Annotated in this window: 14 protein-coding genes; 7 read left to right on the forward strand and 7 right to left on the reverse strand. The window is 36.9% G+C overall.

The genetic code is table 11. The annotated features are described in order from the left end of the window. Positions 1–577 precede the first annotated feature (577 nt). Positions 578–1,021 (forward strand): RNA-binding protein, encoded by a 444-nt coding sequence (locus tag H4J62_RS01555; RefSeq protein ID WP_070375587.1) that lies wholly within the window; start codon positions 578–580, stop codon positions 1,019–1,021. Positions 1,022–1,081: 60 nt separating this feature from the next. On the opposite strand, the gene H4J62_RS01560 is transcribed toward H4J62_RS01555, so the two are convergent. Then, the gene (locus tag H4J62_RS01560; protein WP_182215509.1) at positions 1,082–2,350 is read right to left on the reverse strand and encodes a DUF5610 domain-containing protein; all 1,269 of its coding nucleotides are present in this window, start codon (positions 2,348–2,350) and stop codon (positions 1,082–1,084) included. A gap of 247 nt (positions 2,351–2,597) precedes the next feature. Between H4J62_RS01560 and trmA the strand changes: the two genes are divergently transcribed. Further along, on the forward strand, positions 2,598–3,695 hold the full coding sequence (gene trmA, locus H4J62_RS01565) for a tRNA (uridine(54)-C5)-methyltransferase TrmA (RefSeq protein WP_182215510.1): 1,098 nt from the start codon (positions 2,598–2,600) through the stop codon (positions 3,693–3,695). A 5-nt stretch (positions 3,696–3,700) separates the two neighbouring features. Here trmA and fabR read toward each other — a convergent pair whose 3' ends face one another. Then, entirely contained in the window at positions 3,701–4,318 is a 618-nt protein-coding gene (gene fabR, locus H4J62_RS01570; RefSeq protein ID WP_070375583.1) for an HTH-type transcriptional repressor FabR, read from the reverse strand. A gap of 228 nt (positions 4,319–4,546) precedes the next feature. Between fabR and H4J62_RS01575 the strand changes: the two genes are divergently transcribed. From H4J62_RS01575 to H4J62_RS01585, 3 genes are all read left to right on the forward strand, one after another. Further along, positions 4,547–5,665: a fatty acid desaturase gene (locus H4J62_RS01575; protein ID WP_182215512.1), complete on the forward strand. Its 1,119-nt coding sequence runs from the start codon at positions 4,547–4,549 to the stop codon at positions 5,663–5,665. Positions 5,666–5,753: 88 nt separating this feature from the next. Further along, positions 5,754–7,190, forward strand: coding sequence for a Si-specific NAD(P)(+) transhydrogenase (gene sthA, locus H4J62_RS01580; protein WP_182175485.1), 1,437 nt, complete (start codon positions 5,754–5,756; stop codon positions 7,188–7,190). 33 nt (positions 7,191–7,223) lie between these two features. Further along, on the forward strand, positions 7,224–7,751 hold the full coding sequence (locus tag H4J62_RS01585) for a histidine phosphatase family protein (RefSeq protein ID WP_182215513.1): 528 nt from the start codon (positions 7,224–7,226) through the stop codon (positions 7,749–7,751). A 340-nt stretch (positions 7,752–8,091) separates the two neighbouring features. Here the strand turns inward: H4J62_RS01585 and H4J62_RS01590 are convergent, their stop codons facing one another. The 5 genes from H4J62_RS01590 to nagX all read right to left on the reverse strand — a co-directional run bounded on the left by H4J62_RS01590 (position 8,092) and on the right by nagX (position 14,925). Next, positions 8,092–8,517, reverse strand: a complete 426-nt coding sequence (locus H4J62_RS01590; RefSeq protein WP_182215515.1) for a hypothetical protein — start codon at positions 8,515–8,517, stop codon at positions 8,092–8,094. A gap of 95 nt (positions 8,518–8,612) precedes the next feature. Then, positions 8,613–8,915 (reverse strand): hypothetical protein, encoded by a 303-nt coding sequence (locus tag H4J62_RS01595; protein WP_182215516.1) that lies wholly within the window; start codon positions 8,913–8,915, stop codon positions 8,613–8,615. A gap of 174 nt (positions 8,916–9,089) precedes the next feature. Then, entirely contained in the window at positions 9,090–12,305 is a 3,216-nt protein-coding gene (locus H4J62_RS01600; RefSeq protein WP_182215518.1) for an efflux RND transporter permease subunit, read from the reverse strand. Between the two features lie 3 nt (positions 12,306–12,308). Then, the gene (locus H4J62_RS01605; protein WP_182215519.1) at positions 12,309–13,508 is read right to left on the reverse strand and encodes an efflux RND transporter periplasmic adaptor subunit; all 1,200 of its coding nucleotides are present in this window, start codon (positions 13,506–13,508) and stop codon (positions 12,309–12,311) included. Between the two features lie 265 nt (positions 13,509–13,773). Further along, entirely contained in the window at positions 13,774–14,925 is a 1,152-nt protein-coding gene (gene nagX, locus H4J62_RS01610) for a transmembrane glucosamine N-acetyltransferase NagX (protein WP_182215521.1), read from the reverse strand. Between the two features lie 188 nt (positions 14,926–15,113). Between nagX and H4J62_RS01615 the strand changes: the two genes are divergently transcribed. Continuing rightward, complete coding sequence (locus H4J62_RS01615; RefSeq protein WP_182215523.1) at positions 15,114–15,566, forward strand: TerB family tellurite resistance protein; 453 nt, start codon at positions 15,114–15,116, stop codon at positions 15,564–15,566. 70 nt (positions 15,567–15,636) lie between these two features. Then, the gene (locus tag H4J62_RS01620) at positions 15,637–16,467 is read left to right on the forward strand and encodes a S1 RNA-binding domain-containing protein (RefSeq protein WP_182215524.1); all 831 of its coding nucleotides are present in this window, start codon (positions 15,637–15,639) and stop codon (positions 16,465–16,467) included.

A 16,467-nucleotide genomic window follows, 5' to 3' on the forward strand; every position in this document is an offset into this window, starting at 1 on the left:
TGCTCCGTTGCTGCAGGCCTTGCCTGAAGCGAGATGCGCATGATACGCTTCTCAGTTTTGATGTCAACGTTTTATTTAATTTAATTTGAAGTTTCTTTTCGAAGATTCAAACCTTATCTATAAAATGTTAAGTTAACTACTTTACTCTAAAGTGATGTAGATAACTTATCAAAACGTTCGTTTGGGTTACCCCTTGGAACTGGAGCGCATTCTAGACATATTTTGAAAAGGATCAAGCACTATTTTCATCTTTATGTTTGTTTGCTGAAAATAAAAACAATGTGGGCAATATACTCTCTAATCGCTCAATAAACATCAGTGTTCTTATTCCACCTATATAATAATCCATTTAAAGTGGCTTATATAAGCACTAAAATAGTGCTTTTAATTAATATGCTTATTTAGTGTAGTAAACTTTTTATTTTTTGCTTAATATAAGTAAGGTGTTATTTGCATATAAATTACACTTATCTTTTTTACAACTTTGTACTTTGTACAATATTCAAGGCTGGGTAGCAGGTACATTGCAATTTAGTTTTTTAATTTAGAATTTAAAATAATAATTAGGTATTCATATATGAAGTCTCCTCAAGGGTTAACATTTATAGTCGCAGTAGTATTTGCTGTTATTGCTTACATTTTATCAACTGTTATTGGCAGCTCACCAGAAATTACTGCGATATTAGTTTTAGTAAGTACTTTTATTGCGCCACTTATAGGTTCATCAACTACTGCAGAAAGTGCTGATGAAGAAATAAAAACGTTATATGTAGGGAATCTACCTTACCGAGCAAATGAATCATCGATTAGAGAGTTATTCTCTGAACATGGTCAAGTTCATTCTGTTCGTTTAATGAAAGATAAACATACTGGAAAGCGTCGTGGTTTTGGTTTTGTTGAAATGTCAGCTGATGCGGCTGATGCGGCTGTTTCATCGCTTAATGATACTGAATTTCAGCAGCGTACTTTGAAAGTCCGTGAAGCTAAGGAACGTCCAGAAAAAAATCTTGAAGAAGAATAACCGTTCTTCTTGGTAAGTTATCCTAAATAAACCCACGTTAGCGTGGGTTTATTTTATCTATTAAAGCTTAATGTTGTCAGACTTAACCGTATCTATTACTTTATCGAACTTTTCTTTAGCGACTTTATCGTCACCAAACTCAGCTTTAAAGACTGCATCAAGTAACTGACCAAAAGCATCATCATTCTTAGACAATATTTTATCTGCTTGTTCTTGCAGTTGGTTAAACTGATCTAAGAAGTCAATTAAAGGCCTCAGGTCTTTTCCGACACTAGGCGCTAATTTATCATCCAACTCTGCCACTGCTGTATACGCTTGGCTAACATAACTGGTTTTTGTTTGTTGCAAGTCCATACTAAAACTAGTTATCTGTTTATTATCGAAGCCAAGTTCAACTGCTTTTTCAAAAGCTTTATTAACATCGCCATTAAAGAAATCTTTTTGTAATGAATTTACGTCTTTAATTAATGCTTCGATTGCTGCTTTTTCATCATCATCAAGTTCACCCTCTACGCTATAAGAAAAGTTGATTTCATGATACTGACTACTGGTACTACTATAATTTGTCGATCCCCCCTGGCTACTCCCTTGATACTGGTAAGCTTCTTTACTGGCATATTCTTGTAATTCGCTAAATGATATTGAAACTACATCACCGTCAGTAGTGGTAATACTCAGCTCGCTACTTTTTGAATTGCTTGTGTATAATTCGCTATCAATTGCTGTAGAACTGATAATTGGCGTTAACTCTGATACCTTCTCATTTGATTTATTGGCTGAAGGAAACATTTGTTCATGGAGGTCATCAATTCCCTTGTTAATAAGCGTACGACTTTTTTCTATACCTTGGTTTAAGTCATCGTCAAGCATGGCGAGATCTTTTAAATCGCCTTTTGCTTGATCAATACCTAAATTCGCCCCAGCACGCCCCTGCTCAAACATCTCTTTTAACTTATCCTCACTCGCTCCATTTGCTTGGGCAGCTAAGATACTCGCGCTAACAAAGTCCATAACATTACGAGCCACTGCTTCGAAATCAAAAAGGCTAGTTGATGGCTCGCTTTCAGTTAACGCTGTTTTACTGATATCACTCATCACTACATTAGTTGCTTGTGGTGCATCGGTAATCTTTTGAAAATTTGCTGAAATCTGACTAGAAATTGATTGAGATATAATTTTCATCGTAATGGCAGCACGATGGTTTAATGCCAGTGTATTAACTGACTCTGCTGGCATTTCTCGTTTAACGACTTCATTATTTGCTGGTTCACTTTTACGACTTTGCCCTAAATAATTCGGCAACCTTGTCTGATTATCAATTTTATTCATTGTTACTCTCCAGTATCTAATTAAATTTTAATTAAACACAATCAAAGATCTAAAGATCCTTAAATTTAATATGGCTAATATATCGGCATTTTTTCGTAAAACTTTAGCAAGAAGTCAATCTCTTGTAAGAAAATTATAGACAAATGACTAGACAAAGTAATCACAATCGCTAAACTCAGCGCCTCTTTAATACTCACTAGAGTTGGGTATAATATTCTTTAATTCTTTCTACGTTTAAGGCTTATATATGTTTAGTCACATTGCACCACAATTTTATGATAAACAACTTGATAACAAACAGGATGATATCGCTAAATTGTTTAGTGATTTTGACTTACCAAATTTTGATGTTTTTCGATCAGATCCTTTAAACTATAGATTACGAGCAGAATTTAGAGTTTGGCATGACAATGATGACTTATTTTATATTATGTTTAATAGTGAAACGAAAGAAAAGTATCGCGTCGACACTTTTCCGGTTGCCAGTAAACTCATTAATCAAGCTATGAAAGCCTTGCTTGACGAAATTAAAGATAAACCGTCACTTCGTCATCGATTATTTCAAGTCGATTTTTTATCAACGCTCAGTGGCGAGCTTTTAATAAGCTTGTTGTATCACAGACAATTAGATGAAGAATGGCTAACTGAAGCGGCAACACTAAAATCAACCCTTTCAGCAATAGCCCCTGTTGATATTATTGGCCGTGCTAAAAAACAAAAATTTATCCTTGATAAAGATTATGTCACTGAGAAGTTAACTGTTGGCGATAAAACTTATATCTACGAGCAAGTAGAAAATAGTTTTACACAGCCTAATGGGCACGTTAATGAGCAAATGCTACTTTGGGCAAAGCAAGGCACACAAAATATCGGTGGTGACTTAATCGAACTCTATTGTGGTAATGGTAACTTTAGTATCGCACTCGCTGAAAACTTTGATCGGGTTTTAGGTACTGAAATATCGAAAACATCAGTAAAATCAGCACAAAATAATATCACCGCAAACCAGTTAACCAATGTTGATATAATAAGAATGTCTAGTGAAGATTTTAGTCAAGCGATGAACGGTGAGCGAGTATTTCGTCGTCTAGAAGGTTTCGATCTTAAAAGCTATAATTACGATACAGTATTAGTTGATCCACCAAGAGCTGGCCTTGACCCTGACAGCGTTGAGTTAGTCAGCCGATTTGAACGTATTGTTTATATCTCATGTAATCCTGAGACATTAAAAGAAAACTTAGTTGAACTAATAAAGACACACAATATTGAAAAATTTGCGTTATTTGATCAGTTTCCATATACCCACCATGTTGAAACAGGTGTGATACTTTCACGTAAAAAGTAACGTTTTTACTTTTTTACTCCCCTATTGCTAAATTCAGCAGCTCCCCGTGCTATAAAGCGCAGCTGCTGAATGGTACGCATTGAAATTTGTTGACGATCCTCTTTATCAACATCTAATGCATCAGAGCCAGCACTAAATACGATAGTCACCGCTGCATCGGCTTGTAAAAAAGCCACATCCGCATTCAATTTATTTGCTTGCTGTAAATAATCACATAATTCTAAGGTGAAATAACGCACTTCTCGATTTACCGCCGCTCGAAAAGCAGCTGACGTTCCAGAACGCTCTCGTAATAATAAGCGAAATATATTACCGTTACTTTCAATAAACTCCATAAAGGTAACGACAGATATTTGAATGACAGAACCACCTTTTTCAATTCGTTGGCGAGCTTGTCGCATTAATTGACGCAAAGTTAAACCCGCTTCATCGACCAGCGTCAAACCTAGTTCGTTCATATCAGAAAAATGTCGATAAAATGATGTTGGTGCTAAGCCAGCCTCTTTAGCGACTTCCCGTAAGCTCAAACTCGAAAAGCTACGTTCACTACTTAACTGCCCAAGAGCAGCATCAATTATTTGTCGACGTGTTTTTTCTTTTTGCTGTGCCCGAATCCCGCTCATTACTTAATTAACCTATACTTTAGCCTGTTTATATCATACTGAATTTTCATCTATTTACTAGAAACTTGATCACTAACATCTACATTTAAATCCAGTATTATTGATTGAAGATAAAAAGTTTAATAAAAATTACCTTGACTGAAAAGTGATCAAAGTTAAAATAGAGTACACGTGTACACTGAAATTATTTACTTAGTGTTCGTTTTTTACTGATGGAATTCTTATTACATGAATAAACCTAAAATCGTTTGGCTAAATTTTAGTGTGTTTTTAATTACCTTTTTAGTTGCCGCAATTGGCGTCCCGTATCGAGCAATAACACACGGTTTTGATACCACTGAACTTGTAGTAGCACTATGCTGCTTTATCTATTGTGGTATGTCTATTACTGCTGGCTATCACCGATTATGGTCGCACAAAACCTATCAAGCACATGCTTCGCTGCGTTTCATTTTTGCACTAGGCGGAGCATTTGCCTTACAAAATAGTATATTACATTGGGCTTCTGATCATAGAGTTCATCATAAGCATGTCGATAATAATGACAAAGACCCCTATTCAGCTAAAAAAGGCTTTTGGTATTCACATATCGGTTGGATGCTTCGTGAGTATCAAGCGCATCGATATGCTAATTACGACAATACCCGTGATTTACAAAAAGACGCTATTGTAATGTGGCAGCACAGAAATTATTTGTTGCTGACAATATTAATGAACTTTGGTGTACCTATTTTATTTGGTTTATGGCACGGCGATATTATTAGTAGTTTACTTTTAGTCGGTTTCTTGCGTTTAGTGTTAAGCCATCACACTACTTTTTTCATTAATTCTTTGGCACATATCTGGGGTAAACAAACTTACACAGAAAGAAATACTGCACGAGATAATGGCTTTCTTGCTTTTTTAACTTTTGGTGAGGGCTATCATAACTATCATCATATTTTTGAAAATGATTATCGTAACGGCATTCGTTGGTGGCAGTTTGATCCAACTAAATGGTTGATTAAGGGTTGTGAGTTTTTGAATCTTACCTCAAAACTACGGACTTACCCGGATGACAAAATTGAAAAAGCGCGCTTAGCTATGGTATTTAAACGTAGCCAGAAGAAGTTACTCTCTCATCCAAATGCGGAGCAAATGCGAGAAAAACTACAGCAAGAATATGATTTACTCATTAGTAGAATTAATGACTACTATGATGTGCGTAAAAAATTACTTGCCAGTAGGCGCGATAAATTAATCGCCGACGTTGAGAGCTCTGAATTAGCAGCGCAATACCAAGAATTTAAGCAGCACTTGGCAGACCAGCAACAACATTTTCAACGCTTATTAACCCAACTGGCATAAACCCTCTAGATTAATAAGCTTTTACATGGTCAGATGTCTAAATTCCTGCTAAAATTTTTTTATCTTAGTAGGAATTTAAGGCAAGATTTTGGCAACTCAAAATAAAGCTAAAACGAAGAAGAAAACAAATAACGATTACGATTACGATGCAATAATTATAGGTACCGGACCAGGTGGCGAAGGTACGGCTATGGAGCTATCTAAAAAAGAAAAACGTGTTGCTATTGTTGAACGATATAAAGACGTTGGCGGTGGTTGTACGCATTGGGGAACTATTCCTTCAAAAGCTTTACGTCAAAGTGTTAGCCGACTCATTGAGTATAACGCGAGTCCACTTTTTAGAGGCCATGAAAAAGCAAAACACTTAACGTTCCCAGCTATTCTTAAACATGCCTCTTCGGTTATTCGTAAACAAGTGCAGCTACGCAGTGGCTTTTATGATCGTAACCGCGTTGAACTGATTTCGGGTGAAGCGTCTTTTATTGATGCCCATACGCTTAGAATAGTGAATAACGAGGGCGCCATTGAACAAATTACGGCAAAGCAAATTGTTATTGCTACTGGTTCACATCCCTACCGACCTAAAGATATTGATTTTAACCATCCGCGAGTCTATGACTCAGATACCATCTTATCACTTAAGCATGATCCCCGTTCTATCATTATTTATGGTGCTGGTGTTATTGGTTCCGAATACGCCTCTATATTTAGAGGTTTAGGTGTAAAGGTAGATTTAATTAATACCCGAGATAGACTGCTTTCTTTTTTAGATGCAGAAATGTCTGATTCACTCAGCTACCACTTATGGAATAATGGTGTAGTGATCCGTCATGGCGAAGCGATTGCACGAGTTGAAGCATCCGACGACTCTGTGGTTGTTCATTTAGAATCAGGTAAAAAAATGCGCGCCGACTGTTTACTCTTTGCTAATGGGCGAACAGGTAATACAGCCGACTTAAAAGTTGAAAATGCAGGATTATCAGCAGATGGACGTGGGCAACTAAAAGTCAACGATCAATATCAAACCAGTGTCGACAATATATATGCGGTTGGTGATGTCATTGGTTACCCAAGCTTAGCCAGTGCCGCTTATGATCAAGGCCGGTTAGCAGCTTCAGCGATGATAGATCACCAAAGTACAGCAAAACTTATTGCTGATATTCCTACAGGTATCTACACGATTCCAGAAATAAGCTCTGTTGGTAAGACAGAACAAGAACTGACCGCGGCAAAAATTCCTTATGAGGTTGGTCGTGCCCAGTTCAAACATTTAGCAAGAGCACAAATATCAAATAGTTTAGTCGGTTCCCTGAAGATACTTTTTCACAGCGAAACTAAAGAAATTTTAGGTATTCATTGTTTTGGTGAAAATGCGGCTGAAATCATTCATATTGGTCAAGCAATTATGCAACAAACCAATGGCGGTAATACCATTGAATACTTTGTTAATACCACGTTTAATTATCCAACGATGGCTGAGGCATTTCGTGTTGCTGCATTGAATGGTTTGAATCGTTTATTTTAATAGTGAATAAGCATGAGTCGAAAAAGGTATGTTATGAATAAATTAATTTTACTGTTAATTTTTTTTATCAACATACCTATTTTAATCGTTAATGCGACTGAAAACGCTTATATACAAAAGGAAAGTAAAAGCTACAGCCTTTATTTAATTCGTCATGCTGAAAACAAAACTGAACAAGAAGATTCTGGATTAACACAATGCGGTACATATAGAGCAAAAGAACTTGCGCGTATTCTAGAGAATGCAGAAATAGAAAATATATACAGTACGCGCTATCAACGGACTATGGCAACGGCTACACCGCTAGCACAACAGCAACAACTTGCGATCAAAAATTATGCGCCCAATAAATTAGAGCAACTCGCCTGGCAATTGATCAAAGAACAAGAGAACACCGTAGTGTTTGGACACAGTAACACCACGGCACAATTGGCAGAATTACTAAGCCAAAGCTCAGTATCACCAATGACAGAACAAGAATATCGTGGTATCTATCAAATCATCATTTCAGGTGAAAATCGACACCTAACATTACTAATGCAACCTTCGCTCTGCAAGTAACACCGCTACATACCTTAATACAATTGGCAGAATGACTAAGCCAAAGCTTTGTATCACTAATGACAGAACAAGAATATCGTGGTATCTATCAAATCATCATTTCAGGTAAAAACCGTCACCTAACATTACTCATCTAACATTATGGATGCAACCTTCGCTCTGTAAGTAACACCGCTACATACCTTAATACAATTGGCAGAATGACTAAGCCAAAGCTTTGTATCACTAATGACAGAACAAGAATATCGTGGTATCTATCAAATCATCATTTCAGGTGAAAATCGTCACCTAACATTAGTCATCTAACATTATTGATGCAACCTTCGCTCAGTAAGTAAAACTACTGCAGGTTCTTATTTTCAGGCGCTTTATTCGCTGCAGTAATTAATTCAATATCGGTAATTGAAAAAGGAGTTCCCCATTGCTGAATAGTCATCATACCCGTGATAGCTTTGCCTGTTACTTTGATAACAGCGCCATCTTTTTGGAATTCTTTTTCTAAATTCAGCGGTAACCAATGCTTACCTTCTTTAGAAATTAATCCAAAAAAGCCCCCTTCTAAATTCATATATTTAATTGTTGCGGTAAATGATATTTGCTCAGGTTCCGCTTTAGCAGACAAACTTTTTTTAGGCATTATTGATACCTCTGCGGCTGAAATAGCTTCGGTATTGGCTGTATCTCTGCTAGTCACTTCCTCAGCGGCTTGCTGACATGAGAATAAAAAGCTACAAGTGAAGACTAAACCGACTATTTTTTTAAACATATGACACACTCATTTGATGATTAATTTTAAGAAAAGTAAACAAAAAAGCAAACCCTAAAGTTTGCCTTAAAGTAAGCGACCAAGAGCTTAATCGTTTACTGATTAGCCTCTTTTTTAAGCGTCTTAATTTCTTCGCCAATTTTTTGTTTATTACCACAAATTGCTGGTTGTTTGTCATCACGATAGTAGCGAATGTCGATGCAGTCAACTTGATAACGACGTTCTAACTCAGTTCGTTTTATAGGTTTACCTTTGGCGTCTGCTATTTGGCGTTGCAGTGACTGGCACATTTGAATCTGTTCACTCGCGATGGTTATATCTTCGCAAGCATTTTCAGTTGTCGAACAACCCGTTATTGTCATGAGAGTAAGTGTTGAAAAAAGATAAATATATTTCATTATAATGAGTTCGCTTCATTTATTAATATTAGCATTAACACCATTATAGCCAGCTATTATTATTAACGATAGCTTTTCTTGACCAGGCTAGCAGAGAGATATTGGTTAATAAATTTAATGAATCGCATAAAAAAGCCATTACAAAAGTAATGGCTTTGATAAAAATACTATCGATTAATTAACCGATAAATCACCTGTGTTTTCAGCAATAAGCGGTTGTTTCTTTTTACGCTTAAAGATCTTTTTCATATCTTCAATAATAAGATATAAACTTGGGATCAATACCAGTGTAACTATAGTCGCAAATAATACCCCAAAGGCTAAAGATATCGCCATTGGAATTACGATTTGTGCTTGGGCACTTACCTCAAAGAAGATGATAGGCACTAAACCAATAAAGGTTGTTATTGACGTTAACATGATAGCTCTAAAACGTTTAGTGCCGGCATGTATTACCGCATCTTTTAGTTTGACGCCTGATTTTCTGGCATTATTAACATAATCAACCATGACTAAGGAGTCATTAACGACCACACCCGCAGCCGCTAATATCCCCATAACTGATAGTGCACTTAAGTCCATACCTAAAAGGAAGTGGCCAAAGACCGAACCAATAATACCAAAAGGAATAACGATCATAATCATCACTGCCTGAGAGTAAGACTTCAATGGTATAGCCAGTAATGAGAAAACAATCAACAATGAGATAATAAAGTCACGTTTTTGATTGTCCGCACCTTCCATTTCTTCTTGAATACTGCCCGACACTTCACTTTGAACTTTTGGAAATTTTCTTAATAGTTCAGGAATAAAGTTGTCTCTGATATCGTTAGCAACTTTGAATGGCTCAACTTGTTCAGCGTCAACACTTGCCCAGACGTTAATTGTCCGATTACCATTTTCACGACGAATACTAGTCACCCCTTCTTGTAAGGTAATATTAGCCAATTCCGACAAAGGTAATTCCGCACCATTTGGCGCTTTGATCATCACATCATCAACATGTCCAACAGAGCTTCGTTGCTCAAGTGGATAACGGATCATCACTTTCACTTCTTCGCTGTCACGTAAAATGCGTTGTGCTTCTAAACCATAGAAACTGTAACTCACTTGTGAAGCAATTTCGGCTAAAGTTAATCCTAAACTATAAGCAAGCGGTTTCAATTCAAACTGAACTTCTTTGGCACTTGTTTGACGACTATCATTAACATCGCCAATACCTTTTAAAGAATTAAGTTTAGTTTTTAACTCTCTTGATGCGGCGAGTAGTTGTGCATCATCTTTACTTTCTAATCTAAAGGCAATATCACCGTCGTCTCGGCCAGAGCCAAATAAATTATCACCAATGGTAAACGATTTTACCCCAGGATAATTCGGTATAGCGGCACGCCATAAATCAGCCAGTTCGAAAGTATTCATCGGTCTTAATTCAGGTACCACTAATTTAACCATCAATTGACCACTGGTTCTGCTGCGTAAATCGACCTGCATATCAGAGATCATTGACTGACCGTATTGAGCTTCAATCTCTTTATCTATGGTATTAATTACACCTTGGATATTTAATAAGGTTTGTAAGGTTGCTTTCTCTGAGGCATCTACATTCATTTCAACATTAACACGAGGAAAGTCATGTGGGATCTTAGGTTGACCAACAAAGCGAACAAAACCACCACTAAACAAACCTGCGCTGATTAACATTAAACTAATAAAAAACATTAGTACGGCATAACGATAATCTAGAAATTTCTGTAACGCTGGCTGATAAATATTTTGAATAAAAGATTTTAAACTGTCATCAATGGCTCCTCGAAGCCTGTCTACTACTTTAGTGATCCTATCTAAAGGATATTGAATGAACCAAAAGAAGCCATACTCGTTTAATTTCTTAAGTTTTATTATATTAACCTTAGGTTTCATTTTAACCAAATGCGCCGGTAAAATGAGTTTTGACTCAATTAAAGAGAAAATTAAACACAAGATAACTACCGAGCCAATGGCTTTACCGAACGCGGCAGAAGGCCCTTCACCAAAAAGAAAAGGCAAGAAGACCGCAATCGTTGTTAATACCCCAAAGGTTGCTGGCATAGCAACACGTTGAATACCGCGAATAACATTTTCAGTACTATGGCCATGTTGTTCAATTTCGTCATGGGCACTCTCCCCCATAACGATGGCATCATCAACAACAATACCTAACACCAAAATAAAGGCGAACAAGCTAATGACATTAATAGTGACATTAATAAATTCTAATGGCATCAGGAATAAAGTACCAAGAAAACATACGGGTAAGCCCATCATTACCCAAAAAGCCAAACGGACACGTAAGAATAACGCTAACATTAGAAAGACTAATATTGCACCACTTTTCATATTGTCTATCATCATGGTCAAACGGCCTTCAAGATAGTAGGTCATATCAACCCAAGTTTCTAACTTAACGCCTGCAGGAAGAACATTCGACTTTTCATCAACATACTTATTAATGACATCGGCAACATCGGTAATACTTTGATTATCAGCTGCGCCAATAAAGATACTGACCGAGTTTTCACCATTGAATTTTGAATACTGTAGGCCTTCAGTAAAACCATCAATAATAGTCGCCATTTGGCCTAACAAGACTTTAGTACCATCGGCTAAGGTAATAATAGGTATTTGCTCGAATTCGTAACCTCGATAAGCTTGATTCTCAACGCGTAAATTAATGTAGCCATTCTCTGCACGAATTTGTCCAGCAGACATATTGCCAGAATAACCACGTACCGCTTGAGCAACATCTCTAAAAGTTAAGCCATATTCGCGTAACTTATCTTTACTAACTTCTATTGAAATTTCGTAGTCTAAGCCGCTGTATAATTCTGCAATATTGACTAAAGGTAATTGTTGAATTTCATTATGGACTTTTCGTCCTAACTCTTTAAGCTCGCCATTAGTTAGGTCACCGTATAAGCTGATATACATAACTTCTTGGCGAAACTTTTCGCGTTCAACTTTAATACGTTCCATACCGTCAGGAAAGCTTGAAATAGAATCAATTGCTGATTTAACTTCTTCTAAAACAACTTGTGGGTCGTAATCGAGATCAACCTCAAACCAACCATTTGAAAAATTGCGGTTAGAATAAGTGATCACACGCTTTAAGCCTTGGACAGTCTCTAAAGCTTCTTCAACCTTAATGGTAATACCTTCCTCTACTTCCTGAGGGGCTGCCCCTGGATAAGGTGCGGTATAAGAAATCCAGTTAATGTTTATTTGTGGAAACATTTGTTTGTTGATGGTGCTAATCGTAAAAAAACCACCCACTAGAATAAATATCATCAACAAATTTGCCGCGACACTATTACGGGCGAACCAAGCAATTAAGCCTTTATTGGTATCATCCATCATCTAATCCTTAGTGCTTGCGATTTGTGTTTCAAGTGCATCTTGATTAATGACTTCACTTTTACTACCTTGCAAAGCTAATTTCATACCATCAACAGGGTAATCTAATGCTGAAACAATGAGCTGGTCACCTTCCTTCAAACCGTCAGTTACAATAACATTTGAGCCTTCTTGACGAGCGATAATGATGTCAGCATAGTGCAATGTAGAATCGGCATCTAAAATGGCAACGCGGTTATTACTAACGAGGTATCGAGGTAACAAAGCGGCACGATTAAGGCTAATACCAAAAATTTCTGCTTTAACATAAGAGCCAAAGCGAATAGGATTGTGTTTATTTACATTTTTTTGAGACTTCAAACCATAAGGGTCTTTAACTTCAGCCACTAAATAAGTCATACGGCTTTTATTGTCTACAACACCTTCACTGCGAGCAATTTTTGCGGACCATGTAATATTTTCACCCGCAAATGTTCCAAGTAAATTAACCTGGGCATTTTCCCCTTGTGAAGCTAAAAACTGCAGTTGATCATCGGCTACGGGTAAGCGAACTTCAGCTACCCCTGTTCCTAATAATTTACCCACTTTAGTGCCAGTACCGACAAAAGAGCCTAAACCAATCATACGACTTTCAATCATTGCATCATAAGGCGCTCTAATTTCGGTACGTTCTAGGTTACGTTTGGCGCGAAGTACAGAGGCTTGTGCTGATTTAACATTAGCAAGTTCTTGTGCTAGTTGCGGTTTACGCAAGCTCAATTCAGTAGGAGAAGTATCCGTAATGCGTTTCCATTCTTGTTCAGCTACCTGCCCTTGGGCACGCTCTTTTTCTAGCGAAGCACGTGCCGAGGCCATTGTTGCTTCAGCATCAATTAATGCAGCTTGGTAATCATTAGGGTCGATACGGGCGAGCAATTGGTTTTTTGCAACAAAACCACCACGTACAAAAACATCTGCCAGTTCAACTACTTCACCACTAATTTGAGCGACAAGTTCGGTTTCATACTTAGGCTGTACGACACCATATGATTTAACCGTTAAATTCATCGGTGCAACATGAACCTCTTCAACAGCAACGATGGGGGTATTATCAACTTCCGCTTTTTCTTCTGGTGGCGATTTCATGCTTGAAAAGCCAAAAAACAATAAAATGCCAATGATTAGAATGGCAATGGGTATAATAATTTGTTTTTTACGTGTCACGGTTATGTCCTCATAAATGTGATCTGAACTAATAATTTTTTTAATTGTCTATAGGATAGCTAATTAACAGTCTATACAATCAATTAAGTTGTAAATGCTTGTTACAAGATACGCGCCGAAATAACAAATTCAGTAAACAAAAACAAAAAAACATCATTTTTCAATCAAAAACAATAAGTTAACAAGCCACTATTTATTTACTGATATAAAAAAAGACTGCCTTGAAAAAACAGTCCTCGACAATATTCGTCCTTTTAACCAATATTTATACTTTTATAAAAATATTTCTTCGATATAGCCAATACAGGACTAGCCATTGTAAAAGCACCATGCCAGCATAAAGAATAAAATCTTGCCAACCTGCAGGTACAGAGTTGATTAAGCCTCCGAAAATACTTTTCGAGGTATATTGCCAATCAACAATACTCGAACCTAAATAAATAATGATTGAATTCGTACCAATTACTGCGAAAAATTTAGCCCATAGGGTGAACTCTAATACATCAATCAGCCAATAAAATAGCGTCAGTAATAAGATACTGTAACCAATAGTGACCAAAGTGAATGAACTCGTCCATAATGTTTTGTTAATTGGGAAAAAAACGCCCCATAAATAACCGAGTAATAAAATAGAGGTCCCAATAACCAAAAGACCGGTTAATAGTGTCTTGGGCGTATAAATATTTTTTATCATGTAACGACCAATGAAGACACCCGCTAGTGCATTTACAATCGATGTTATATTTGATAACAACCCTTCTGGGTCGATGGCGAGCCCCTGATAAGTTGACCCCGGTAATAAATGTTGATCAAACCAAGCGTTCAATGCTCCATTCGCTGAAAAATCACCGCCACCATATCCACCTAATGTGACTAAACTTAGTAGTAACCAATATCCTATTAAAATACCGGCTGCAACGAACCACTGTATTTTTTCACTGACGTACCAAACTAATAATGCTGCTACAAACCACGCAATACCAATACGCCCGAGTACGCTAACATAACGGATACTATCAAATGATGTGGGAATACCGCCGCCCCAACCATGGTTATATAAAATACCAAAACTAATCAAAAGCAATAAGCGCCTGATGCCATTATATAAAATCGATTTTGCTTGTTCTGGCTCATAGCTAGATAAGGGCTTTGCTGCGATACCTAGACCGACTCCTGATAGAAAAATAAATAAGGGAAAAATTAAATCATAAATACGAAACCCATGCCAAGCACTGTGTTCCATTTGCTGTGCAAGCACCGCAAGAATGGGCCAGCCTGTCGCTATAAATAATGCTGCAAACAAACCTTCAGCGCCTAAAATCCAAAACATATCGAAACCACGTAAAGCGTCAACTGACAATAGTCGTTTTTTATTTGGACTTGCTTTTACAACTGCAGAGGGATACTGACTTAACATTCTTTTACCTTATAAACTTTAGTGCAACGTTGCCGCCAAAGACAGCGCTGTCATCAGTTTGTTATCATAATATTACCAGCAAAAAATAGCAATCAGACACACTTTGTTATCAAATATAGCTATTATCTGCTTGTTTTCTTTATTGCTGAGCGTAACAATAAAGTGATTACTTTATTTAAGGAATAAACATGCTTACAAAAATAAGTTCTTTTTTTCAAAACCTGGCCGATGATTTAACAGACAATAACACTAAAAAAAATTCTGATGAGGTGACTATAGAGCTAGCCTGTGCGGTATTATTGTGTGAAGTGATGCGTGCTGATGGACACTTTGACCAAAAAGAACAAGCTAAACTGGCCGTGTTACTCGTTGAACAGTTTCACTTGAATGAAGAAGAAGTTAAGCAAATTATTGACCAGGCGCTGATTCAAAGTGAACAAGCGACTGATTTTTATCGATATACATCGAAAATAAATAAACATTTTTCTATCGAACAACGAATATCAATTGTTAAGCAGTTATGGAATATGGCTTATGCCGATGGTGAGCTGGCAAGTATTGAAGAGCATGTTATTCGCAAAATTGGCGATTTACTTCAGCTACGCCACGCTGAATATATTCAAACCAAACCAAGAAAATAACATCATTCATTTTTGATATGCGTTATTATAGCCCTTAAGATTTTCATATTAATTTTCTTGGTAAATTCAAATGGCCGACATTGGTAAATATAATACCCTTTCTGTAGTTGCAGTCACCGAAAAAGGTGCTTATTTAAGTGCTGGAGAACTGGGTGAAGTATTACTACCGAACCGTTTTATTCCTGAAAACTGTAAAGTAGACGATAAACTCACTGTCTTCATTTATGTTGATTCAGCTGAACGCATTATTGCGACCACTGAAAAGCCGTTTGGCCAAGTAGATGAATTCGTTTCATTGAAAGTAAAACAGCTCAATAAAATGGGTGCATTCCTTGATTGGGGGTTACCTAAAGATTTATTAGTACCTTTTAATCAGCAGCATACACCAATGGAAGAAGGGAAATATTATCTAGTACGTATTTTTCTTGATACCACCACAGACCGAATTGCCGCTTCAAGTAAGCTCGACAAATATATTGATATTTGGCCTGCTGATTATCAAAAGTGGGACAAAGTTAAGTTAATGATTGGTGGAAAAACTGATCTGGGTTTCAAAGCGATTATCAACGATAAGCACTGGGGCTTACTTTACGACAATGAAATTTTTCAACCATTACGTGTTGGTAAAATTATTGACGGTTTTATTAAAAACATCCGTGAAGATGGTCGTATCGATTTATCACTTTCTCGTTCAGGTGAAGGGAAAGTTAATGACTTTGCCGATAAATTATTAGCGCACATTGCAGAAAATGATGGTTTTAGCCCATTACATGACAAAAGTTCGCCAGAACTTATTCAGCGTATTCTTGGTGTTAGTAAAAAAACCTTTAAAGCTACCGTTGGAAACTTATTGAAGAAAGACAAAATCACGATTGAAAAGTCAGGTCTTAGATTAAAGTAA

Source organism: Colwellia sp. BRX8-5 (genome assembly GCF_014077325.1).
Lineage (GTDB): Bacteria > Pseudomonadota > Gammaproteobacteria > Enterobacterales > Alteromonadaceae > Colwellia_A.

Bases quoted from the DNA above. Each gene is read 5' to 3' on its own strand.
- H4J62_RS01555 (WP_070375587.1), top strand. From the start codon at position 578: ATGAAGTCTCCTCAAGGGTTAACATTTATAGTCGCAGTAGTATTTGCT.
- trmA (WP_182215510.1), top strand. From the start codon at position 2,598: ATGTTTAGTCACATTGCACCACAATTTTATGATAAACAACTTGATAAC.
- H4J62_RS01560 (WP_182215509.1), bottom strand. From the start codon at position 2,350: ATGAATAAAATTGATAATCAGACAAGGTTGCCGAATTATTTAGGGCAA.
- fabR (WP_070375583.1), bottom strand. From the start codon at position 4,318: ATGAGCGGGATTCGGGCACAGCAAAAAGAAAAAACACGTCGACAAATA.
- H4J62_RS01615 (WP_182215523.1), top strand. From the start codon at position 15,114: ATGCTTACAAAAATAAGTTCTTTTTTTCAAAACCTGGCCGATGATTTA.
- H4J62_RS01620 (WP_182215524.1), top strand. From the start codon at position 15,637: ATGGCCGACATTGGTAAATATAATACCCTTTCTGTAGTTGCAGTCACC.
- H4J62_RS01575 (WP_182215512.1), top strand. From the start codon at position 4,547: ATGAATAAACCTAAAATCGTTTGGCTAAATTTTAGTGTGTTTTTAATT.
- H4J62_RS01595 (WP_182215516.1), bottom strand. From the start codon at position 8,915: ATGAAATATATTTATCTTTTTTCAACACTTACTCTCATGACAATAACG.
- H4J62_RS01585 (WP_182215513.1), top strand. From the start codon at position 7,224: ATGAATAAATTAATTTTACTGTTAATTTTTTTTATCAACATACCTATT.
- nagX (WP_182215521.1), bottom strand. From the start codon at position 14,925: ATGTTAAGTCAGTATCCCTCTGCAGTTGTAAAAGCAAGTCCAAATAAA.
- H4J62_RS01600 (WP_182215518.1), bottom strand. From the start codon at position 12,305: ATGGATGATACCAATAAAGGCTTAATTGCTTGGTTCGCCCGTAATAGT.
- H4J62_RS01590 (WP_182215515.1), bottom strand. From the start codon at position 8,517: ATGTTTAAAAAAATAGTCGGTTTAGTCTTCACTTGTAGCTTTTTATTC.